The organism is Kribbella sp. WER1 (assembly GCF_054189145.1).
This window is the reverse complement of the sequence record NZ_CM135186.1, coordinates 8,310,260-8,330,663: the sequence shown is the minus strand read 5'-3', so window position 1 is coordinate 8,330,663 and position 20,404 is coordinate 8,310,260. Positions and strand designations below refer to the sequence as shown.

General features: G+C 71.4%; 21 protein-coding genes. 9 read left to right on the top strand and 12 right to left on the bottom strand.

Translation table 11 applies throughout. The annotated features are described in order from the left end of the window. Window positions 1-11: 11 nt before the first annotated feature. Window positions 12-719 carry a HoxN/HupN/NixA family nickel/cobalt transporter gene (locus tag ACXJJ3_RS40535; RefSeq protein WP_458167348.1) on the bottom strand — a complete coding sequence of 236 codons (708 nt, stop codon included), beginning with the start codon at window positions 717-719 and terminating at the stop codon, window positions 12-14. Further along, entirely contained in the window at window positions 716-1,393 is a 678-nt protein-coding gene (locus ACXJJ3_RS40530; protein WP_458167347.1) for a hypothetical protein, read from the bottom strand. Before ACXJJ3_RS40530 ends, ACXJJ3_RS40535 begins: the two co-directional genes overlap by 4 nt. 242 nt (window positions 1,394-1,635) lie before the next feature. Between ACXJJ3_RS40530 and ACXJJ3_RS40525 the strand changes: the two genes are divergently transcribed. From ACXJJ3_RS40525 to ACXJJ3_RS40515, 3 genes are read left to right on the top strand one after another with little or no spacing between them, the layout of a single operon-like run. Further along, window positions 1,636-2,193, top strand: a complete 558-nt coding sequence (locus tag ACXJJ3_RS40525; protein WP_458167346.1) for a hypothetical protein — start codon at window positions 1,636-1,638, stop codon at window positions 2,191-2,193. Window positions 2,194-2,244: 51 nt separating this feature from the next. After that, the gene (locus ACXJJ3_RS40520; RefSeq protein WP_458167344.1) at window positions 2,245-3,615 is read left to right on the top strand and encodes a dihydrolipoyl dehydrogenase family protein; all 1,371 of its coding nucleotides are present in this window, start codon (window positions 2,245-2,247) and stop codon (window positions 3,613-3,615) included. A 27-nt stretch (window positions 3,616-3,642) separates the two neighbouring features. Then, on the top strand, window positions 3,643-4,071 hold the full coding sequence (locus tag ACXJJ3_RS40515) for an organic hydroperoxide resistance protein (RefSeq protein ID WP_458167343.1): 429 nt from the start codon (window positions 3,643-3,645) through the stop codon (window positions 4,069-4,071). A gap of 12 nt (window positions 4,072-4,083) precedes the next feature. Here the strand turns inward: ACXJJ3_RS40515 and ACXJJ3_RS40510 are convergent, their stop codons facing one another. Further along, entirely contained in the window at window positions 4,084-4,977 is an 894-nt protein-coding gene (locus ACXJJ3_RS40510; RefSeq protein ID WP_458167342.1) for an alpha/beta hydrolase, read from the bottom strand. Window positions 4,978-5,077: 100 nt separating this feature from the next. Between ACXJJ3_RS40510 and ACXJJ3_RS40505 the strand changes: the two genes are divergently transcribed. Beyond that, complete coding sequence (locus tag ACXJJ3_RS40505; protein ID WP_458167341.1) at window positions 5,078-5,935, top strand: helix-turn-helix transcriptional regulator; 858 nt, start codon at window positions 5,078-5,080, stop codon at window positions 5,933-5,935. On the opposite strand, the gene ftsH is transcribed toward ACXJJ3_RS40505, so the two are convergent. Continuing rightward, entirely contained in the window at window positions 5,900-7,933 is a 2,034-nt protein-coding gene (ftsH, locus tag ACXJJ3_RS40500; RefSeq protein ID WP_458167340.1) for an ATP-dependent zinc metalloprotease FtsH, read from the bottom strand. The two genes, ACXJJ3_RS40505 and ftsH, sit on opposite strands and share 36 nt — an antisense overlap. Window positions 7,934-7,981: 48 nt before the next feature. On the opposite strand from ftsH, the gene ACXJJ3_RS40495 reads away from it, so the two are divergent. Continuing rightward, window positions 7,982-8,914 (top strand): nucleoside hydrolase, encoded by a 933-nt coding sequence (locus tag ACXJJ3_RS40495; RefSeq protein WP_458167339.1) that lies wholly within the window; start codon window positions 7,982-7,984, stop codon window positions 8,912-8,914. A 63-nt stretch (window positions 8,915-8,977) separates the two neighbouring features. Further along, window positions 8,978-9,667, top strand: coding sequence for an ATP-dependent Clp protease proteolytic subunit (locus ACXJJ3_RS40490; RefSeq protein WP_458167338.1), 690 nt, complete (start codon window positions 8,978-8,980; stop codon window positions 9,665-9,667). A 67-nt stretch (window positions 9,668-9,734) separates the two neighbouring features. On the opposite strand, the gene ACXJJ3_RS40485 is transcribed toward ACXJJ3_RS40490, so the two are convergent. From ACXJJ3_RS40485 to ACXJJ3_RS40465, 5 genes are read right to left on the bottom strand one after another with little or no spacing between them, the layout of a single operon-like run. After that, window positions 9,735-10,697, bottom strand: coding sequence for a zinc-binding dehydrogenase (locus ACXJJ3_RS40485; protein ID WP_458167337.1), 963 nt, complete (start codon window positions 10,695-10,697; stop codon window positions 9,735-9,737). Window positions 10,698-10,706: 9 nt separating this feature from the next. After that, on the bottom strand, window positions 10,707-11,066 hold the full coding sequence (locus ACXJJ3_RS40480; RefSeq protein WP_458167336.1) for a hypothetical protein: 360 nt from the start codon (window positions 11,064-11,066) through the stop codon (window positions 10,707-10,709). After that, window positions 11,063-11,926: a DODA-type extradiol aromatic ring-opening family dioxygenase gene (locus tag ACXJJ3_RS40475; RefSeq protein WP_458167335.1), complete on the bottom strand. Its 864-nt coding sequence runs from the start codon at window positions 11,924-11,926 to the stop codon at window positions 11,063-11,065. The genes ACXJJ3_RS40480 and ACXJJ3_RS40475 overlap by 4 nt, the downstream gene beginning before the upstream one ends. 10 nt (window positions 11,927-11,936) lie before the next feature. After that, window positions 11,937-12,716 carry a citryl-CoA lyase gene (locus ACXJJ3_RS40470; RefSeq protein ID WP_458167333.1) on the bottom strand — a complete coding sequence of 260 codons (780 nt, stop codon included), beginning with the start codon at window positions 12,714-12,716 and terminating at the stop codon, window positions 11,937-11,939. Next, complete coding sequence (locus ACXJJ3_RS40465; protein WP_458167331.1) at window positions 12,701-13,828, bottom strand: CaiB/BaiF CoA transferase family protein; 1,128 nt, start codon at window positions 13,826-13,828, stop codon at window positions 12,701-12,703. The genes ACXJJ3_RS40470 and ACXJJ3_RS40465 overlap by 16 nt, the downstream gene beginning before the upstream one ends. Before the next feature lie 161 nt (window positions 13,829-13,989). On the opposite strand from ACXJJ3_RS40465, the gene ACXJJ3_RS40460 reads away from it, so the two are divergent. From ACXJJ3_RS40460 to ACXJJ3_RS40450, 3 genes are read left to right on the top strand one after another with little or no spacing between them, the layout of a single operon-like run. After that, complete coding sequence (locus tag ACXJJ3_RS40460; RefSeq protein ID WP_458167330.1) at window positions 13,990-15,435, top strand: amidohydrolase family protein; 1,446 nt, start codon at window positions 13,990-13,992, stop codon at window positions 15,433-15,435. Window positions 15,436-15,450: 15 nt separating this feature from the next. Continuing rightward, complete coding sequence (locus ACXJJ3_RS40455; protein WP_458167329.1) at window positions 15,451-16,272, top strand: IclR family transcriptional regulator domain-containing protein; 822 nt, start codon at window positions 15,451-15,453, stop codon at window positions 16,270-16,272. Window positions 16,273-16,280: 8 nt separating this feature from the next. After that, a complete protein-coding gene (locus ACXJJ3_RS40450; RefSeq protein ID WP_458167328.1) occupies window positions 16,281-16,703 on the top strand; it encodes a VOC family protein in 423 nt (140 codons plus the stop codon). Here ACXJJ3_RS40450 and ACXJJ3_RS40445 read toward each other — a convergent pair. The 3 genes from ACXJJ3_RS40445 to ACXJJ3_RS40435 form a co-directional block, all read right to left on the bottom strand. Beyond that, window positions 16,700-17,161: a hypothetical protein gene (locus tag ACXJJ3_RS40445; RefSeq protein ID WP_458167327.1), complete on the bottom strand. Its 462-nt coding sequence runs from the start codon at window positions 17,159-17,161 to the stop codon at window positions 16,700-16,702. The two genes, ACXJJ3_RS40450 and ACXJJ3_RS40445, sit on opposite strands and share 4 nt — an antisense overlap. A 4-nt stretch (window positions 17,162-17,165) precedes the next feature. Then, the gene (locus tag ACXJJ3_RS40440) at window positions 17,166-17,741 is read right to left on the bottom strand and encodes an RNA polymerase sigma factor (protein ID WP_458167326.1); all 576 of its coding nucleotides are present in this window, start codon (window positions 17,739-17,741) and stop codon (window positions 17,166-17,168) included. Window positions 17,742-17,822: 81 nt separating this feature from the next. After that, window positions 17,823-20,387, bottom strand: a complete 2,565-nt coding sequence (locus tag ACXJJ3_RS40435; RefSeq protein WP_458167325.1) for a CHAT domain-containing protein — start codon at window positions 20,385-20,387, stop codon at window positions 17,823-17,825. Between the last annotated feature and the right edge of the window lie 17 nt (window positions 20,388-20,404).

Genomic DNA, 20,404 nt, shown 5'->3' with positions numbered 1-20,404 from the left:
TTCACTGGCGGTCAGAGGAGGTGTGCGACGGCGTACGCCGTCATCACGACGCCGGCCAGCGTGATGCCGGCAGCGGCGAGCTGCGGCGCGACCCGGGTCGCGACGTACAGCAGGTGGTGCGAACGGCCGCCCCGCACCACGACGTTGCTCCCGGCAACAGCCAGCAACCCGACGCCGAACAGTACGACGGCCATCCCGATCCCGAACGTGATCACCAGCAACAACGCGAACCCGGCCCGCCCGAGGAACAACCCCGTGACCAGCACCAGGAACGCCGACGGCGAAGGCGTCAACCCACCCGAAACCCCCAGCAGGAACAACCCCGGCCTCGAATGTCCATGTCCATGTCCATGCCCATGCCCGCGATGACGCCGGTGCCCTCTGATCAGCCAGATGCCGGTAGCAACAACCAGCAACCCACCGATCAGCTGGAGACCACGGGTCAACTGCTCCATCTGCAGCAGATCCGACAGCGAGAGGAACGTCCACGCAACGGCGATCACCAGCACCGACAACGTATGCATGACAGCCACCGCCCCACCCAGCCAGGCGGCGTCCCGCACCCGCCCCCGCTCCCCCACCAGATAGGCAGCCGCCAAACTCTTCCCATGCCCCGGCATCACCGCATGCCCGGCCCCAGCGGCGAACGCGAGCACGAACGCGACCGGCGGCGCCCCCGGCGAATGAATGAACCCCTCGAGCTGCTCAGCAAAACTCATGCGCCTCGCCCCTCCCGCGCCTCCGCCGCCTGGCTCCGCATTCGGCTCCGCCGCCTCAGGCGGCGCATGCCGAGGACGCACGCGGCGGCTAACACCACCCCACCCGCGACTGCCCCCACCTGTACCGCCGCGCTCCGCCCGAGATGCTGCTCCGCCCCGACGGTCCACTCATGCCGCTCGGCACCCTCGCCGTACACAGCCCGAGCCCCGTGCGGCCCGGTTGCCAACGTCTTGTACGCCGAGTTCAGGTCGGTCAGCGTCTTCACGGTCACGTCGACCGCGCCGACCGCTTCCGGGCACGTGTAGTCGATGGATACACCAGCCTTCGCCAGATCGCCCACCGGTTGCACGGTCCCCGGGCACTCCTTCCCATGGCTGGCGACCGTGATCTGGCGCAGCAGGTACTCGCCGAGCTTCGGCGACGGCGCGATCGCCGTACCGTCGGACGGCTGGTAGATCACGGCGCCGTCCAGCATCACCCGGTCCTGCGGCAGTACGCCGAGCGCGACCCCGAGCAACGTCAGGTCGTCCAGCCCGCCGACCTTCCACTGCACGTGGACGACGGAACCCTCGGCGTCGATCGCCACCGTCTGCGGATCGCCGAACGGATGCGCCGCCGCCGGCGCGACCCCGACCAGCGACAGCAACCCCACTGCCAAGAGGGCCAGCCACACCCTGCCCAAGCGTCATCGCTCCGAATACTCGCGGTCCCCCAAGACACGCGCCACACGCAACCGCGCCGGACTCTGCCAACGCCCAGGCAACAAGCAGCCCTTCTCAGATAGCTCTCAGGAAGCCGCAAGATGAACGGTTGGAGCGAGATAGAACGATCGGTCTTGACAACGCCTGCCACTCCATTGCAAGCTCAGTGGTGTACCGATCGTTCTATCTACCTTCACACCGGGAGCAACCCCTGATGTCCACCTCAGTCGAAACCGCCGCCGGGAGCACCAAGGCGCTGCGGACCCTCTACTTCACCCGGTTCGGGTTCGCGGTCGTCTGGGCGGTGCTGACGATGGTGATCGCGAAGAGCATCAACCCGGCAGCCGGCGTACTGCTGGTGATCTACCCGCTGTTCGACGTCGCCGCGGCCGTCATCGACCTCCGTACGTCGGGCAGCACCCGGCAGAAGTCGCCGCTCTACGTCAACATGGGCCTGAGTCTGCTCGCCGCCGTCGGGCTGGCGATCGCGGCCGCCTCCGGGATCCCCGCCGTACTGCGGGTCTGGGGCGCCTGGGCGATCACGGCCGGCATCGTCCAGCTGGTCCTCGCCGTCCAGCGGTACCGGCTGGGTGGCCAGTGGCCGATGATCCTCAGCGGCGGCATCTCCGTGCTAGCCGGTGGCAGCTTCGTCCTGATGGCGGGCAAGCCGGACCCGTCGCTCACCAGCGTGGCCGGGTACGCGATCCTCGGCGGCATCTTCTTCCTGGTCTCGGCGATCCGTCTGCACCGCCTTGCCGGGAAGGCGAACTGACATGCTCGACGTCGATGTCGTGGTCATCGGCGCCGGCCGGTCGGCGAGAACGTGGCCGACCGGGTGGTGCAGGGCGGCCTGACCGCAGTGATCGTCGAACGCGAACTCGTCGGCGGCGAATGCTCGTACTGGGCCTGCATGCCGACCAAGGCCCTGCTCCGCGACGCCGCCGCCCTCCGCGCCGCGCGCGCCCTGCCGGCCGCCGGACAGGCCGTGACCGGCATCCTCGATCCGGCCGCGGTTCTCGCCCGGCGCGACCGATTCACCGCCAACTGGAACGACTCCGGCCAGGTCGACTGGCTGAACCAGGCCGGGATCACGCTGCTCCGCGGGCACGGACGCATCACCGGCACCCGTACGGTCACCGTCACCCACTCCGACGGTACGATGACCGCCGTAGAGGCGCGGCACGCAGTGGTGATCGCCACCGGCAGCAGCGCGTTCCTTCCGCCCATCGACGGACTGGCCGACGCGGCGCCGTGGACGAGCCGGGAAGCCGCCGCCGTCCAGGCCGTCCCGAAGCGGTTGGCGATCATCGGTGGCGGGGTCGTCGGATCAGAAATGGCCACCGCCTTCAGCGCCCTCGGCGCGCAGGTCACGCTCGTCTCCCAGACCCGGCTGCTGCCCACCGTGGAGCCCTTCGCCGCCGAGTACGTCGCCGCCGGTCTGCGTACGGCCGGAGTGTCGCTGGAGCTGAACGTCGACGCCGCCGAGGTACGGCGAGACGATGCCGGCGTCGTCCACCTGACCCTCTCGAACGGCCGGACCGTCGACGCCGACGAGATCCTGGTTGCCACCGGCCGGACGCCCAACACCAAGGGCATCGGCCTGGAACACCTCGGCCTCGCACCGGGAGACTGGCTGCACGTCGACGATGCACTCGCTGTCGTTGGCGACGCCGTTCACGGCTGGTTGTACGCCGCGGGCGACGTGAACAAGCGGGCGATGCTGACTCATCACGGCAAGTACCAGGCCCGCGCGCTCGGCGACGCGATCGCTGCGCGTGCCCGTGGCGAGAAGGCCGATCTGAGTCCGTGGGGGCGTCACGCCGCCACCGCCGACGAGCGGGCCGTCACGCAGGTGATCTTCACCGATCCCGAAGTCGCCGCCGTCGGGCTGTCCGCCGAAGCCGCCGCGAAGGCGGGGCTGAAGGTCCGTGTCGTCGACTATGACCTGGGCGCGGTCTCGGGTGCCGCGCTGCACGCCGACGACTACCACGGGCAGGCCCGGATGGTCGTCGACGAGAACCGCGACGTCCTGGTCGGCTTCACCGCCGTCGGGCCCGACGTCGCCGAACTGTTGCATGCGGCAACCATCGCGATCACCGGCGAGGTGCCGCTGGACCGCCTCTGGCACGCCGTCCCCGCCTACCCGACCATCAGCGAGATCTGGCTCCGCCTCCTCGAGACCGACGGCCGGTAGACCTCCAAGAGAAAGAGAGCACACACCATGTCCGACTCCGTCTACACCGCCATCGCCACGTCCACCGGGGACGGCCGCGCAGGAGGCCGGGCCGTCAGCAGCGACGGCCTGATCGACGTCAAGCTCGCCGTCCCACCGGAGATGGGTGGGCCTGGCGGCGCCACCAACCCCGAACAGCTCTTCGCCGCCGGGTGGGCGATCTGCTTCCACTCCGCGTTGAAGGCCGTCGCGGCCGCGCAGAAGGCCACCATCACCGATTCGGCCGTGGTCGCCGAGGTCAGCGTGGTTCCCACGGAACAGGGCGGCTACAGCCTCGCCGCCGCCCTGCATGTGGAACTGGCCGGCGTCGACCAGGCGACAGCCGACGCGCTCGTCGCGTCAGCCCACACGGTCTGCCCGTACTCCAACGCGACCCGCGGCAACATCCCCGTCACCGTCGACGCCACCGTCGGCTGACCTCCGGCACCGTCAGCCGAGCGACTCGCCGAAGAATGCTCCGATCTCCGCCACGGCCGGCGTCACGTACTCGTCCCGGTCGTACAGATCGACATGGGTGGCGTCGTCGATCCAGACGAACCGCTTCGGCCCGCGTGCCTTCTGGAAGGCCGCCACGCTCATCCACGAGGTGACGGCCTTCCGGCCCGCGATCATCAGCAACGGCCGATCGACCGGCTGGAACGCGTCGAACGTGGCGATCCGGTCGACGCTGATCCACGGGAGCGTCTTCGTCGAGCGCTCGTGCCGGCCGCGCGGCGTGCAGTAGTACTCCCAGCCTTCGAACACATGCTGCCCGCCGGCCCGCGCCGCGTCCTCGGTCGGCGGGAACAGATCGAAGGTCTGCGTCTGCGCACCGGCCGCCTCGGCCGTCCGGGCGGCCGCCGCGGCGGCGAGCAGACCCTCGAACACCGCCGGGTCCTGGGACCCGTCGGCGCCGACGCGGAACTGCCGGGCGATGTCCACCCCGCTCACCGTCGCGAGCGCCTTGACCCGCGGATCGGTGGCGGTCGCGACCAGGCCGTACCCGCCGGACGCGCAGATCCCGACGACCCCGATCCGCTCCGCGTCGACCTCCGCACGGGTAGTCAGGTACGACACCGCAGCCTTCAGGTCCTCGACCCGCTGGGCCGGGTCCTCCAGCCCGCGCGGCAAGCCCTCGCTCGCACCTTGGTACGCCGCGTCGTACGCCAGCGTCACGAAGCCCTGCTCCGCAAGACGCGCCGCGTACAGGCCCGCAGCCTGCTCCTTCACGCCCGTACCGGGGTGACCGACCACGATCGCCGGGCGCGGCGCGGCGCCGTCCGGGACGTACAGCTGACCGGCGATCCGGAGACCGCCGCTGATGAAGTTCACGTCTGTTCTCATGCCTCCAACCTCCCGGCCGCGGAGGGTGCGTTCCAGGGAGGGTTCTGCCTATGCAGGCCAGTACCAGGCACGGCGGCGGCCGACGACGCACACTGGTGCCATGGACAACGAGCTGGGCGAGTTCCTCCGATCCCGGCGCGCGGCCCTCGAGCCGGCGCAGGTGGGACTGCCGGACGACGGGCGGCTCCGCCGCGTACCGGGGCTGCGCCGCGAGGAGCTCGCCCAGCTCGCGCACGTCAGCGTCGACTACATCGTCCGGCTCGAACAGGGGCGGACACGCCGCGTGTCCCGCCCGGTCCTCGACGCCCTCGCGGACGCGTTGCAGCTCGCGCCGGACGAACGCGAGTACCTGTTCACCGTCGCCGAGGTCGCCCCGGCGTCCGTCCGGCGGCCGGCGCGGCCCGAGGTCGCCCCACAGCTGCGGCAGCTCCTCGACCGGATGCACGACGTACCGGCGATGGTCCTGCACCGCGGCATGGACGTCCTCGCCTGGAACCGCGGCGCCGCCGCACTGCTCACCGACTTCGACGCGCTCCCGGTCGAGCACCGGAACCTGATCCGGCTCACGTTCCTCGACCAGCAGGTCCGTTCGCTGTACGCCGACTGGCCGCGGGCGGCCCGCGAGTGCGTCGCGGTGCTGCGGATGGAGGCCGGCCGGACGCCCGGCGACCCGGCGATCAACGCCCTCGTCGGCGAGCTCAGCGTCCGTGACGAGGATTTCCGGAACTGGTGGGCCGGCCATCAGGTTCGGGGCCCTCGGCAACTGACGAAGACCTACCGGCACCCGACGGCGGGCGAGCTGACGCTGGACGTGCAGCAGTTCACCGTCGACACCCATCCGGAGCAGCTGCTGGTCGCGTACACCGCCGAGCCCGGCACACCGTCGTACGACGGGCTGCAGTTCCTCCTGGTTCTCGACGAGTCATTCGGGAGCCGTCTGGGCGGCGGTCTGGGGTAGCGCCGGAGGCTCCGGGCGGACGGGGCGTGCGATGCCGGCCGCGGCGTACGCGTCGGCCTCGTCGAGGGTCTCGTGTTCGAGCAGCCGGTCGGCGATCGAGTCGAGCTTCGGGCGGTGCTCGCGGAGCAGGCGGCGGGCGTCGGCGTAGCACTGCTCGATCAGCCGGCGTACCTCCTCGTCCACCGTGTTGAGCAGCTCGTCCGAGACGCCCGCCGTCCGGGCGTCGCCCTCGGCCGGGAGCACCGACACCGGGCCGATCGCCTCGGACATGCCCCAGCGGCCGACCATCGAGCGGGCGATCCGGGTCGCCGTCTCCAGGTCGCTCTCCGCGCCGGTGGTGACCACGCCGAGCACCTCCTGCTCGGCGGCCATCCCGCCGAGCGCGCCGATGATCCGGCCGCGCAGGTACTCAACGTCGTACCCGTACCGGTCCGACTCCGGCGTCGACAGCGTCACGCCGAGCGCCCGGCCGCGCGGGATGATCGACACCTTCCGGACCGGGTCGGCGCCCTTCTGGATCATCCCGAGCAGCGCGTGCCCGCCTTCGTGGTACGCCGTCCGCCGTCGCTCGTCCTCCGGCATCACGACGTTCCGCGCGGTGCCGAGCTGGATCTTCTCCAGCGCGTCGGTCAGGTCTCGCATGGTGATCTGGGACTCGCCCTGCCGGGCGGCCGCGAGCGCCGCCTCGTTCAGCAGGTTCGCCAGGTCCGCACCGGTCATGCCGGGCGTGGACCGGGACAACGCGGTCAGGTCCGCGTCCGGCGCCAGCGGCTTCCCGCGGGCGTGCACCTTGAGGATCGCCTCGCGCCCCGGCTGGTCCGGTGCGTGCACCGTGATCGTCCGGTCGAACCGCCCCGGCCGGAGCAGCGCCGGATCGAGGACGTCGGCCCGGTTCGTCGCTGCCAGCACCACGACGCCCTCGGTACCGGAGAAGCCGTCCATCTCGGTGAGGATCTGGTTCAGCGTCTGCTCGCCCTCGTCGTGCCCGCCGACCGAACGCGCACCGCCCCGGGCCCGGCCGATGGTGTCGATCTCGTCGATGAAGATGATCGCCGGCGCCACCTTCCGCGCCTCGCCGAACAGCTCCCGCACCCGGCTGGCGCCGACGCCCACGATCATCTCGATGAACTCCGACGCGCTCGCGGAGAAGAACGGTACGCCGGCCTCGCCCGCGGTCGCCCGCGCCAGCAGCGTCTTGCCGGTACCGGGCGCGCCCGCCAGCAGCACGCCCTTCGGTGCCCGCGCACCGAGCCGCCGGTACTTCTCCGGATCCTTGAGGTAGTCGACGACCTCCTCGATCTCGGCCTCGACCTCGTCGATCCCCGCGACGTCCGCGAACGTCACCCGGACCGTGGTCGGGTCGACCGGCTTCTTCTGCTGGCCGCCACCGCCGAGCAGCCCGCCGAGACCGCCGCCGGCCCGGCTGCGACGGAACAGCCAGAAGTAGAACGCCGCGATCAGGATGAACGGGCCGAGCGAGATCAGCAGGTTCCAGAGCACACCGCGCTGGGCGACCACCGGCGTCGCCCGGACCGTGGCGCCGCCCTTCTGCAGTTCGCCGTACAGGTTGTCGTTCGCGAACGTCGGCCGCTCGGTGGTGAACTTCGTGTACGTCGACCCGCTCTTGCCCGGGATCTCCGCGGCCTCCTTCAGCCGCCCCTGGATCGTGTCGCCCTGCGCGAAGACCTCGGCGACGTTCTGCTTCTGCACCTGCGCGGCGAAGTCGGTGTAGGCGATGGTCTGCTCGCCGCCGGCCAGCTGGTCCTGCATCGTGGTGAGCAGGAACAGCACGAGGTACCCGCCGATGATCCAGGCGGCCCACTTCCACCACCGCGGCCGGCGCGGCTTCTGGTCGTCACCGTGCCCGGCCGGGAGCCCCTCGGTCCGCCACGGCTTGTGCGGCGGCCGCGGCGACCTGTCGTCCTTCCGGTCGCCGTTCTGGTCCCCACCGTTCGGCTCATTGGCCTGGTCCTTGGCCGGCGGTTCCTTCTCGCTCATGGTGCCCAACATAGGACCTGCGGCAACCGAGACACAGTAGGCTGACGCATGGTTACCCGCCTGATCCTCGACTGCGACCCCGGGCACGACGACGCGCTGGCGATCCTGCTCGCGGTCGCCGATCCCGCCGTCGACCTGCTCGCCGTGACGACCGTTGCCGGGAACCAGACCGTCGACAAGTGCACGCTCAACGCCCGCCGGGTGTTGTCGCTGGCCGGGGATTCGTCGGTTCCGGTTGCACGGGGCGCCGACCGGCCGCTGGTCCGGCCGTTGCGGATCGCCGACGACGTCCACGGCGGGACCGGGCTGGACGGGCCGACGTTCACGGACCCGCCGACGGTGCCGGAGTCGCCGTTGCCGGCGCAGGAGTTGCTGGTCGACGTACTGCGGGAACCGGCGACGATCGTGGCGACCGGGGCGCTGACGAACATCGCGCGGCTGCTCACGGAGGCGCCCGGCGCGGCGGCGAACATCACTGAGATCGTCTGGATGGGCGGATCGACGGACCGCGGCAACATCCAGCCGCTGGCGGAGGCGAACGCGTACGTCGATCCCGAAGCGGCGCAGGTGGTGCTGGACTCAGGCATCCCGTTCACGATGTGCGGGCTCAACGTCACGCATCAGGCGCTGGTCACCGACGACGTCCTCGCCCGGCTGGCGCGGATCGGCTCGCCGCTGGCGCAGGTGTGCGGGGAGTGGATGACGTTCTTCGCGTCGACGTACCGGGAGCTGTTCGGCTTCGAGGCCCCGCCGCTGCACGACCCGGTCGCGGTCGCCCGGGTGATCGACCCCGCCATCGTCGGCTGCGTCGAGGCGAACCTGGTCGTGGAGACGGAAGGCCGGTGGACCGCCGGGGCAACGGTCGTGGACCTCGACGGCTACACCGGCCGTCCGCCGAACGCGCGGGTCGCGGTCAGCCTGGACCGTGACGCCTTCTGGGACAGGATCATCGCCGCGATCTCCACCCTCTCCGTCTGCTGACAGCGGAACCCCCTTCTCCCCGGCGCCCGGCACCCCCAGGCTGGAGCCGTCGAAGGAGGACATATGTACGTCGAGAAGCAGACCGCACCGCATCCCCGGCTGGGCCCGGCGCCGCGCGCCGAAGTGCCGGGGCGCCCCTGGCCGGAGGTGCCGGGGCCTGGCGTCCCCTCGAAGCCGGAAGGCCCGGCGCCGCAGCCGATACTTCCGGCGTGGTACGAGCCGGTGTCGGTGAGTGTCGAGCGGGAGCTGGCCGATCGGTTGCTGGCGGAGCGGGTGATTCTGGTCGGCGGACGATTGGACGACGGGCTGGCCGAGCATGTGGCGGCGCAGTTGTTACTGCTGGATGCCGGTGGCAACGAACCGGTGACCGTTCACCTGTCGGCGGCCGATTCCGGGCTGGATGCCGCGCTCTCGGTCGCCGCGGCGATCGACCTGATCCGGGCACCCGTCCACGTCGTTGCCCGCGGCACCATCCGGGGTCCGGCGGTCGCCGTACTCGCGGCCGCCGCGCGACGCCAGGCCCACAAACACACGATGTTCGTGCTCTCGGTCCCGCCGTTCACCGCGAACGGCACCGCCGACGAACTCGCCGCCCTGGCCGCCCAGCACGACCGCGAACTCGCGCGCCTCCGCGACCTCATCTCCCGAGCCACCGGGCGCACCCCCGACGAGGTCACCGAGGACCTCACCACCGGCCGGGTCCTCTCCGCCACCGAGGCCCAGACGTACGGCCTGGTCGCCGACCTCCTCTAGCACCACCCGCCGGGGTCACGCGACAAGCAATAGCTTGTTCCGCGACCCCGGCGCCTGTCGTCGCAGATCAGGCAAAGGTGAGGACCAGGCGGCCGCGGGTGGTGCCGGTCGCCTGGCGTTGCCAGGCGGACGCGACGTCCGCGAGCGTGACCGTCTCGTGCGCGACCCGGATCGCCCCGGACCCGGCCTGCCGCAGTACGGCGGCCAGCGCGTCGTGGCGTTGCGCCGCCGTCAGCGCGTTGTTCGTGTAGCCGAGCACGCTCGCGGACTTGCTCCGCAGTACCGCCGACGAGAACACCGCCTCGTCGCCCGACGACCCGCCGAGGTTCACCAGCCGCCCGCCGTCGGCCAGCACCCGCGACGCGGCCGTCGCGGCGACGCCGAACACCGGGTCGATCACCACGTCGTACGGCCCGCCGAGCCGTGCCGTCAGCTCGTCCACATCCGGGCTCAGGGCAACCACCTCGTCGGCCCCGGCCGCGACCGCCCGCTCCCGCGAGGACTCCGACCGTACGACGGCCGTCACGCTCGACGCCCCGAGCACCCGCGCCGCCCCGATCGCCACCTGCCCGACCGCACCACCGCCGCCGAGGACGAGGACCCGCTCCCGCGGCTGCAGCTGCGCCCGCCACGTCAACGTCATCCACCCGGCGACCCCGGACAACCCGATCGCCGCCACCGCCGCGTCGTCGACCCCGGCGTCCAGCACCACCAGCTCGCTGTCGCGTACGGCGGCCCGCTCGGCCAGGCTCCCGTCGCCGGGCGCCATCCCGGCGGACGTCGCGAAGAACACCCGCGTCCCGGGCGTGACAGTCGCGGACTCCTCCACCACGCCGACACCCTGGACACCCGGCACATACGGCAGCGCCGGCGCCCCGAAGTACGACGTACCGGAGGCACACAGCAGGTCCAGCGGCACGATCGGCGCCGCTGTCACGCGGACGATCGACACGCCTTCACCGGCGACCGGGTCCGGCCGGTCCGCATGCGTCGGCGGTTCACCGTGGGTGTGCAGGACTGCGGCTCGCACTCAGCCTCCTCAGGTAGCGATGTCCGGATACGGTAGCGAGTGGTGGCGGAGCGCGTGGGCGTAGGCCTTCTGGTATTCGAGGGGGCCGTGGTCGCGTTCGAACATCGCGATGAACAGGGTCAGCGTGAGGAACGGATGCGCGCCCAGCTCGAAGAGCGCGACGTGGTCGCGCTCGCGCAGGGCCTTCCGTTCTTCGGCGGTGAACGACTGCCAGGTCGACTTCTCCGGCACCGCGCAGTTGAGCAGCTGGTTGGCGATCTCCGCCTCCCACCAGGTCACCGTCCCGGCCGGATCTTCCCGGTACCGTTCGACCAGGTCCGGGTCGCGGTCGACGGTGTAGAGGAACTTGTTCAGCAGGTACTTGCTCATGTCGGCACTCCGTTCGGGTACCAGGTGAAGTACGCCTCCATCGTGTGGAACAGGTCCAGCGAGTCCACGTGATCGGCCTTCGCGCCCTCTCCGGCGACGCCCATCATCAGCATGAAGTCCATGAAGCCGTGCGTCGCGTTCCCGGGCAGGTGCAGGCTGTCCAGCGTCACCTCGGACAGGCAGCCCTCGATGTCGCCGCCGGCGATCCAGTCAACGGCCTTGCGGTCGAACTCCGGGTCCGGCCCGTGCTCCCCGAACTGCCGCGGGCCGCCCAGCTCCAGCGAGAGGTGGCCGGTACCGATGATCGCGACCCGCTTGTCGATCGGCCAGGACTCGACCAGCTGCCGGATCGTCCGGCCGAGCTCCACGAACCGGCCGGGCCGGGGCAGCGGCGGCGCGAAGATGTTCGTGTAGATCGGCACGATCGGCAGGTCCGCGTCCGGGCGGAGCGTGATGATCGGGCAGGTGATGCTGTGGTCGATCCGCAGTTCGTTGCTGAAGGCAAGGTCGAAGCCGGCGTCCAGGCCGTTGCGCAGGATGTGCCCGGCGAGCTGCTCGTCACCGGCCAGCCGCATCCGCGGCAGCCCGAACTCGCGCTCCTCGTTGTACCAGTTCGCGTCGAAGTACGGCGCCTTGCCGACCAGGAACTGCGGCATGTTGTCCAGCCACAGCTGGTGGAAGTGGTCGCTGCCGACCATCACCAGGATGTCCGGCCGGGCCTTCGTCAGGGTCTCCCGGAACGCCTCGATCTTCGCCACCCATTCGTCGGCGAACGGCGGCCGGTCCGCACCGGTCGCGGTGCTCGCGCGGTAGTAGAACGGATGGTGGGTCGAGGCGATCACCGCGGCGACTGTGGCCATCTGCTGCTCCTCAGGGCTCGACGTACTCGGCGTTGCGATCGATCGTCAGATAGGCGTCCATCCCGATCGGACGCCGCCGCTCCTCGGCCAGCTGACCCAGCAACCCCGCCGCCCGGGCCAGCAAGGCGAACCCGCGCAACAGCTCCACGGGCAACCCGAGGTCGGCCAGCGCAGCCCCGCACACCCCCGCACCGTTCAGCGGAAGACGGCGGCCGAGCACCTGCTCGTGCACTCGGCCGACAGCTTGGAACAGTTGCAGATGCGGTCCTTCGAGGCCTTCCTCACGGGCGATCCCGATCAGCACCGGTGTCCGCGGATCTTCGACCTTGTGCACCGGATGCCCCAGCCCAGGGATGAACGTTCCGTTGGCCTTGGACTGTTGGACGAGTTGCCGAGCCAGAGCGTCCCAGCCCGGGGCGTCGGTCGGCGGATCGCCGGGAAGGGCTGCGTGGAGGAACTGGGCGCAGTCCTCCGTCACCCCCAGGAAGCGGCTGCCGCCACCGAGGAGGCCGGCGGCCAGTGCTCCTTGGAGGGAGTCGGGGGCCGAGAGGTACGTGAGACGGGCGGCGATCGCGGTCGGGGTGAAGCCGTGGTCGGCGAGGGCGACCAGGACGGCCTCGAAGACGCGGGTCTCGGACGGCGTCGGGCGGCGCATCGCGACCAGCCAGAAGGCGAGTTCGCCGAACCCGACCTTGCCCATCAGGTCGGCCGTCAGGTCCTGGCCGAGCAGCCGGATCTCGTCGGCCGTCGACGTACCCAAGGACGTAGGGAAACTCAGTTCGTCAGCCACTGGCGTAGCTCACCTCCGTGTTCGTCGAGGGACGGCGGCGGCAGCCGGTACGACGCCGCGCTGCCGGAGAACGTGATCGGGTTCCGGACCCCCGGGATGCCGCCGGACTCGACCACCGGGTCGAGCCCGATCTCCTCGGCGAACGCGACCCCGCCCGCGACGGTGTTGATCGGCCCGCACGGGACACCGGCCGCGATGATGTCCCGGAACCACTCCGTCGTGGTCCGGGTCTGCAGCCGTTCGACCAGCAGCGGGCGGAGCTCGTCGCGGTTCGCGGTGCGCTGCTCGTTCCGGTCGAACCGCGGATCGTCGGCCAGCTCCGGTACGCCGAGCACCTCGACCAGCTTGCGGAACTGCCCGTTGTTCCCGGCCGTGATGATCAGTTCCCCGTCCGCGCAGGGCAGCGGCTCGTACGGGAACAGGCTCGGGTGGCTGTTCCCCATCCGCTCCGGTACGACGCCGCCGGCGACGTACGCGCTCGACTGGTTGACCAGCCCGGACAGCGCCGACGACAGCAGGTTCACCTCGACGTGCTGGCCGCGCCCGCTCTCGGCCCGCGCGTGCAGCGCCGACAGTACGCCGATGGTCGCGTGCAGCCCGGCCATCACGTCGAACACCGAGATCCCGGCCCGGAACGGCTCCCCGCCCGGGTCGCCGGTCAGGCTCATCAGCCCGGAGATCGCCTGCACGATCAGGTCGTACCCCGGCAGCTCCGCGCCCCGCGGCCCGGAGCCGAACCCGCTGATCGACGCGTACACCAGCCGGGGGTTGCCCTCGGCAACAGTCTCGTAGTCGAGCCCGAACCGGGCCAGGCCGCCGGGCTTGAAGTTCTCCACCAGGATGTCGGCCCGGCGGGCCAGCTCCTGCGCCGCGGCCAGGTCCGCGGGGTCCTTCAGGTCCAGCGCAATCGACCGCTTGTTCCGGTTCACCGCCAGGTAGTACGTCGAGATGCCGTCCCGGACCGGCGGCTGCCAGGACCGGGTGTCGTCGCCGCCGGGCGCCTCGACCTTGATCACGTCGGCGCCGAGATCGGCGAGCAGCATGGTCGCGTACGGACCGGCGAGGATCCGCGAGAAGTCGGCCACGAGCAGCCCGGACAACGGTCCCTTCACACAACCTCCCGGATTCGCGGACATCTGTCCGCTATCAGTTTCAGCACCCGGAAAGCGCGCTGTCAAACCCTTGACACGACTCGTTCACGAGCACAGAGTGAGCCTCATCGCCCCGGTTGACCGTCATACGGACGCATGTCCGGCTATCTCTGGAGGGGACCATGACCACAGCACCGATCGTCTTGCGGGGCGGCACCGTACTGACCATGGACGACCGGCACACCGTGCTGCCCGCCGCCGACGTGCTGATTGTCGACAATCGGATTGCCGACATCGGCCCGGACCTCGCCGTCCCCGAGGGCACGCAGACCGTCGACGCGTCCGGCGGCATCGTGATGCCCGGGATGATCGACACCCACCGGCACATGTGGCAGACCGCGATGCGCGCGTACGGCGCCGACTGGACGCTCACGCAGTACTTCGTCTGGTACTACCTCGAGCACGGCAAGACGTTCCGCCCGCAGGACATCCACGCCGGCAACCTGACGTCGGCCTGGGAGTCCCTCGAAGCCGGCGTCACCACCACCGTCGACTGGTCGCACGGCCTGCAGAGCGTCGACCATGCCGAGGCCGCCGTGGACGCACTGCGGGCCGTCCCCGGCCGGTTCGTCCTTGCCTACGGCAACATCCAGGCCGGCCCGTGGGAGTGGACCGCGGACCCGGCGGTCCGGGCGTTCCTGGAGCGGCTGCGCGCCGACGACCGGCTCGGGCTGCAGCTGGCGTTCGACGTCACCGGCGACCCGGAGTTCCCCGAGCGGGCCGCGTTCGAGGTCGCCCGGGACCTCGACCTGCCGGTCACCACGCACGCCGGTGTCTGGGGAGCGACCAACGACAACGGCATCAAGCTGATGCACGAGAACGGCTTCACGACGCCGCGGAACATCTACGTCCACGCCGCCACGCTGACCACCGACTCGTACCAGCGGATCGCCGCGACCGGCGGCTCGATCTCGGTCTCGACCGAGTCCGAGCAGAGCGCCGGCCAGGGTTACCCGCCCACCTGGCAGGTCCGCCGGCACGACATCCCGGTCTCGCTGTCGATGGACACCAGCGTGTGGTGGAGCGGCGACCTGTTCAGCGCGATGCGGACGACCCTCGGCGCGGACCGGGCCCGCGAACACCTCGAGGCGCACATGAAGGGCGCCACCGTCACGCACAGCCATCTGCGCGCCGAGCAGGTCGTCGACTGGGCGACCCGCGGCGGTGCGAGGGCGCTCGGCCGCGACGACCTCGGCAGCCTCGAACCGGGCAAGAAGGCCGACGTCGTGCTGATCAAGAACGACGCGTCACCGGTCTCGTTCCCGCTGCTCAACCCGTACGGCCACGTCGCGTTCCAGGCACAGCGCGGCGACGTCCACACGGTGATCGTCGACGGCCGCATCGTGAAGCAGGACCACCGGCTCGTCGGTTGCGACCTGCCCGCCGTACGCCGCGAGATCGAGGAGACCGTGGCGTACCTGCAGTCGGCGCTCGGCGAGGAGGCGTGGCGGAACGGGATGAACCCGGAGCTGCCGAAGGGCGAGGTGCTGGACAACCCGTACCAGTACACGGACTACAAGTCCGACTCCACCCGCGAGGCACGTGGCACCATCTTCGGTGAACAGTAGCGAGCAGGAGGACAGATGGCAGGCCGCGGGACAGGTCCGGACTTCGTCGAGGCGCTGGCGCGCGGGCTGGACGTGCTGGCCTGCTTCGACGCCGGGCACCGGACGATGTCGCTGTCCGAGGTCGCGACCGCGGCCGGCCTCGCCCGGCCGACCGCGCGCCGGCTGCTGCTGACGCTCGAGGAGCTCGGCTTCGTCCGGACCGCCGACGGCGCGTTCCAGCTGACCCCCAAGGTGCTCACGCTCGGGATGGCGTACGTCGGTTCGCTCGGCCTCTGGGACATCGCCCGCCCGCACCTCGAGGCGCTGGTCGCCCGCACCGGCGAGTCGTCGTCGATGGCGCAGCTCGACGGCTCGGACATCGTGTACGTCGCCCGCGTGTCGGTGCCGAAGCTGATCGCGCTGCGCGTCGACATCGGCACCCGGTTCCCGGCGGTGCAGACGTCGCAGGGCAAGGTGCTGCTGTCGGCGCTGTCCCCCGACGAGCTGGCCGACGTACTCGCGGAGCCGAGCCGCGCGGGTCTGCCGCCGTACATCGGCCGGACCGCGGAGCAACTGCGCGATGAGCTGACCGAGATCCGGGCGCGCGGTTGGGCGCTGGCCGACGAGGAGCTGGCGCCGGGCGTCCGCTCGGTCGCCGCGCCGGTCCGCGACGGCACCGGCACGGTCCGGGCCGCGATGAACGTGACCGTGCACGCCGCCGAGACCACGGTCGACACGCTGCTGCACGATCACCTGCCACGGCTGCTCCGCACCGCCGGGGACGTGAGCGCCGAGTGGGCGCTGTGGCAGTCTCGCCCGCACGTCGAGATCGAGCTCCGGGACCAGACGACTGCTTGAATGGGGCGATGACTGATTCCCTCCCCCGGTTCCATCTCGCGATGCCGGTCGACGACCTGGACGCGGCGCGGCACTTCTACGGCACGGTCCTCGGGCTCGCGCAGGGCCGCAGTTCGGACACCTGGATCGACTGGAACCTGCGCGGCCACCAGTTCGTCACCCACCTCGCGCCCGAGCGCGCGCAGCGGATCCACAACCCGGTCGACGGGCACGACGTACCGGTGCCGCACTTCGGGCTGATCCTGGCGGTGGACGAGTTCCAGCGGTTCGCGGAGCGGTTGCGGGCGGCCGCCACCGCGTTCGTGATCGAGCCGTACGTCCGGTTCCAGGGGCAGCCCGGTGAGCAGTGGACGATGTTCTTCCTGGACCCGGCCGGGAACGCCCTGGAGTTCAAGGCGTTCGCGGACGACGCGCAGGTGTTCGCCACCTAGGGCGTGATCCAGCCGGTCAGGATCGTGATGCCCGAGCCGGTGGTGCAGACCAGCCGGTACGGGACGGTCGGTGGCGGGCCGAGGACGAAGAAGCCGAGCGCGTCGATGTCCGCGGTGGCCAGCGTGCCGCCGTCGCCGCGGGCCGTCACCGAACCGCCCTCGGGTGGGTCGAGTTGCCCGAGGACGGCGTCCGGGGTGAGCTCGAGCTCGACCGTCCAGCCCTCCGACGCGAACGTCATCGACCGCAGGACGGCGCTCTCGGAGCGGACCGCGAGCGCGGCCGGCTGTTCCTGCGCCGAGTCGTAGGTGAGTGCGGCCAGCTCGGCGTCGATGGTCCGCCACGCGAACGCCGCCTTGCCGGCCTCGAGGAATCCCGGCGGTACGTCGTCCGCGGCCGCGAACGCCACCCGCAACGCCTCGATCAGTTTCTCGTCGTCGTTCCAGTCCGGGTCGATCACTGTCTCACCCCCTCGTTCCGTCGTCGGTCGCCAGTCCGGCCAGCGCGGGCGTCGCCCGCAGCCGGGTCAGGCAGCGGGCCCGGTTCGGGCCGATGCTGCCGATCGGTAGTTCCAGCCGCCGGCTGATCTCGTCGTACGGCGCCGGTGGGTCCTGCATGAGCAGCGAGAGCAGCAGCTGGCAGCGCCGGGACAGCTCACCGAACGCGGTCCGCAGGATCACCCCGCGCTCATGCCGCAGCACCTCTTCCTCCGCGATCGCCTGCTCCGGTACGTCGGCCGACACCGTCAGGTCGACCGGCTCGACGCGGCTGGTGGCGCGGATCAGCCGGAAGCACTCGCGTTGCGTCGTGGTCGCGATCCAGCCCGGCAACGCGGCGGGCTCGCGCAGGCCGGGCAGATGCTCGACCAGTCGCAGCCACACGCTCTGCCCGACATCGTCGATGTCGGACTGCGCCAGCCGGTACCGCCGGCAGATCGAGTAGACGAGCGGCGCGTACCGCTCGACCAGCTCGTCCCAGGCGGCCTTCTCGCCGTCCCTGGCCCTGGCGACCAGGTCGACGACCGTCGGGTCGTCCCGCATGCCGTCCCCCCTTCTCCGCCGGACCGCTCTGCTGTTACCGGTTCTTACTGGTACAGAGCGTTCCGGTCGACTGCTGATACATCAGGCCCCGAGCGCGACGAACGATCGGCTCACCGCGTCGCCGTCGGTCGCCTGCCGGGCCGCGGCGAACGCGGCCGCGAGCGACTGCCCGGCCCGCAGGTTCTCGTGGACGGCGAGCATCAGCGGCGCGGTCGCCGGATCGTTCACCGGTACGACGCTCGCGAGGATGCCGGCCGCGCCGAGCGGGATCAGGCTGCTGCTCAACCCGAGCAGCTCGTCCGCCCCGACCGGCTTCGCCAGCCCGGAATCGCAACTGGACAAGACCATCCGGTACGGCGCCCTGCGCAGCCGCTCGAAGTCGTACACGGTCAAGGGCCCGTCGTCGAGCCGCAGCGACGAGAACAACGGGCTGTCCGCGCGGAACGTCCCGTGCGCCGCGATGTGCGCCATCCACGCGCCGTCGAGGGCCCGCAGTACGTTGTCCGCCGTCGCGTCGCCGTCCGCGAGCACGGTCGCGTCCGGGTACTCCGCCGCCAGCCGCAGCACCTCACCGCGCGCGGCCGACAGCCCCGGCCCGAGGACGAGGACGACCCGTCGATCCGCGGGCGCCCGTACTGCCCGTGCCCGCAACCACACCGCCGCCGACGGCACCACGTTCACCACCCGCTCCCCCAGCGCCAGCCCCCACGGCAACGCCTGCAACCGCCCCGGCGGAACGACGACCACCGGCCGATCCTCCAGCAACTCCCGCGCGTTCCCGAGCACCGCGTCCGCCAGCCGCGCCCCCAACAGGTCGAACGACGGCCCCCACTGGAGTCGCCGACCGTGGGCAAGCCGACGCAGGTGGAAGCGCGACCGTTCGCCCTCGAGAGCAGCCGCTGCGATCGGTCCCACCTCATGCCGCGTGATCCGCCCGTGCAGAACCACCACCGCCGACAGCACCCCACCGACCTCGACCAGTTCGACCAGCGCCGTCTCCCCGAGCGCCCCGATCAACTCGTCGACGTCGAACGGCCGCAACGCCCCGTCCGACGATCCGCCCTGCACCCGCAGTGCCCGATCCCGAACGCTCTTCTCCAACCGCCGCCGCTCCTTCTCCAGCGACGGATCCGGCGCCGCGTCCAACCGCCGTACGACGTCCCGCAACGCCGCGAGCTCGCCGGCCAGCGGCCCGTCGTCGGACGGCCGGACCGGTGGCACGCCCAACGCCGTCGCGCGCCACCGCTCGCTCCACACCAGCAACCGCCGCGGATCGTCGCGCCGCAAGGCATCCCGCAACGCCAGCTCGGCCAGCTCGGCGCCCTGCCCCGTCGCCAACGCCCGCAGCTCCGTCGCGCCCATCGTCAGCCGATGCTCGTCCAACGCATCCAGCCCGCGACCGCACGCCGACAGCATCGACCGCACGTCGCCCCGCGCCTCGGCCCGCAACGCCTTCCCCAACCAGGCAGCGCTCCGTGCGATCGGCGGCGCGTCCTTGCTGTGCCGCCCCGCCAACTCCAGCTGCCGATCCGCCGCCGAAGCCCGCCCCGCCGCCAACGCCAACCGCCCAGCCAACAGATGCGCAGCCGTCGCTTCGGATGCCCCAACGGCATCGAGCCGCCCAGCCACCGCAGTCACCCGCCGCAGCAACGACTCCCCACGTTCACCGGCCTGGTACCGCGCCTCCAGCACCACCATCGACGACCGCACCGACCACCATTGCCGATGCTGCGCCGAGAACAACCGCCGCGCCCGCTCCGCGCGTTCCTGCGCCGCGGCCGGATCGCCCGCGGCCAGCGCGGCGGTCGCCGCCGCGAACAACAACTCGCCCCGCTTCGAACCGCCGACGACACCGATCGCCTGATCCAGCTCGGCCAGCGCCTCCGCGCTCAGCCCGGCCGCGAGCAGTACGCCGGACCGGTCGATCGCCAGGTCCGGCCAGCTCACCCCGACCGCCGCGAACCGCCGGCCGGCTTCGTCCAGGTACCGCAGCGCGGCCGGGAGATCCCCGCGCGCGTACGCGACCAGCCCGCGGTTCTGCCGCGCCTCGGCGTACTCGAACTCCTGACCGGTGGCGGCGTACAACTTCTCCGCGACCGCGAAATCCGCGTCCGCGCGCTTCGTCCCGCCCATCGCCAATTGGATGAATCCGCGATAGTTCCGCGACCGCGCCTCCCACACCTGGTCGCCGGACCGCCGCAGCCGGGTGATCGCCGCGCGCAGGTCGTCGAGCGCCTCCCGATGCCGGCCGAGCACCAGCAGTACGTCGGCCCGCCGCAGCAGCACCCGTCCCGTCAGCGCGCCCCGGCTGAGGTCCACCGCCCGGTCCAGCCGGGCCAGCCCTTCGCGACCGCGGCCCGCCCGGCCGAGCGTTGCGCCCAACGTGGCAAGGACATCCGCCTCCCGCTCCGACCGCCCGGACTGCTCGGCCAGTCGCAGCGCGGTCCGCAGCTGCCGGACCGCCGTCGGCACCTCGCCGAGCTGCCGCAGCCCGATCCCCCAGGCCTGGTGCGCGATCGACGCGGTGACCACCGGCGGCTCGCCGGCCAGCACGGTCCGCGCCGCCGCGATCGCGTCGTGCGGACGTGACAACGCGAGCGGCAGCAGATTTTCCACCGCCGCGGCACTCCCCCCGGCCACCGGCATTCTGAAATGATACGGCC

Excerpts from the sequence above, each read along its gene's own strand:
- ACXJJ3_RS40535 (WP_458167348.1), bottom strand. The coding sequence starts at position 719 with ATGAGTTTTGCTGAGCAGCTCGAGGGGTTCATTCATTCGCCGGGGGCG.
- ACXJJ3_RS40525 (WP_458167346.1), top strand. The coding sequence starts at position 1,636 with ATGTCCACCTCAGTCGAAACCGCCGCCGGGAGCACCAAGGCGCTGCGG.
- ACXJJ3_RS40515 (WP_458167343.1), top strand. The coding sequence starts at position 3,643 with ATGTCCGACTCCGTCTACACCGCCATCGCCACGTCCACCGGGGACGGC.
- ACXJJ3_RS40510 (WP_458167342.1), bottom strand. The coding sequence starts at position 4,977 with ATGAGAACAGACGTGAACTTCATCAGCGGCGGTCTCCGGATCGCCGGT.
- ACXJJ3_RS40505 (WP_458167341.1), top strand. The coding sequence starts at position 5,078 with ATGGACAACGAGCTGGGCGAGTTCCTCCGATCCCGGCGCGCGGCCCTC.
- ftsH (WP_458167340.1), bottom strand. The coding sequence starts at position 7,933 with ATGAGCGAGAAGGAACCGCCGGCCAAGGACCAGGCCAATGAGCCGAAC.
- ACXJJ3_RS40495 (WP_458167339.1), top strand. The coding sequence starts at position 7,982 with ATGGTTACCCGCCTGATCCTCGACTGCGACCCCGGGCACGACGACGCG.
- ACXJJ3_RS40490 (WP_458167338.1), top strand. The coding sequence starts at position 8,978 with ATGTACGTCGAGAAGCAGACCGCACCGCATCCCCGGCTGGGCCCGGCG.
- ACXJJ3_RS40480 (WP_458167336.1), bottom strand. The coding sequence starts at position 11,066 with ATGAGCAAGTACCTGCTGAACAAGTTCCTCTACACCGTCGACCGCGAC.
- ACXJJ3_RS40475 (WP_458167335.1), bottom strand. The coding sequence starts at position 11,926 with ATGGCCACAGTCGCCGCGGTGATCGCCTCGACCCACCATCCGTTCTAC.
- ACXJJ3_RS40460 (WP_458167330.1), top strand. The coding sequence starts at position 13,990 with ATGACCACAGCACCGATCGTCTTGCGGGGCGGCACCGTACTGACCATG.
- ACXJJ3_RS40455 (WP_458167329.1), top strand. The coding sequence starts at position 15,451 with ATGGCAGGCCGCGGGACAGGTCCGGACTTCGTCGAGGCGCTGGCGCGC.
- ACXJJ3_RS40450 (WP_458167328.1), top strand. The coding sequence starts at position 16,281 with ATGACTGATTCCCTCCCCCGGTTCCATCTCGCGATGCCGGTCGACGAC.
- ACXJJ3_RS40440 (WP_458167326.1), bottom strand. The coding sequence starts at position 17,741 with ATGCGGGACGACCCGACGGTCGTCGACCTGGTCGCCAGGGCCAGGGAC.
- ACXJJ3_RS40435 (WP_458167325.1), bottom strand. The coding sequence starts at position 20,387 with ATGCCGGTGGCCGGGGGGAGTGCCGCGGCGGTGGAAAATCTGCTGCCG.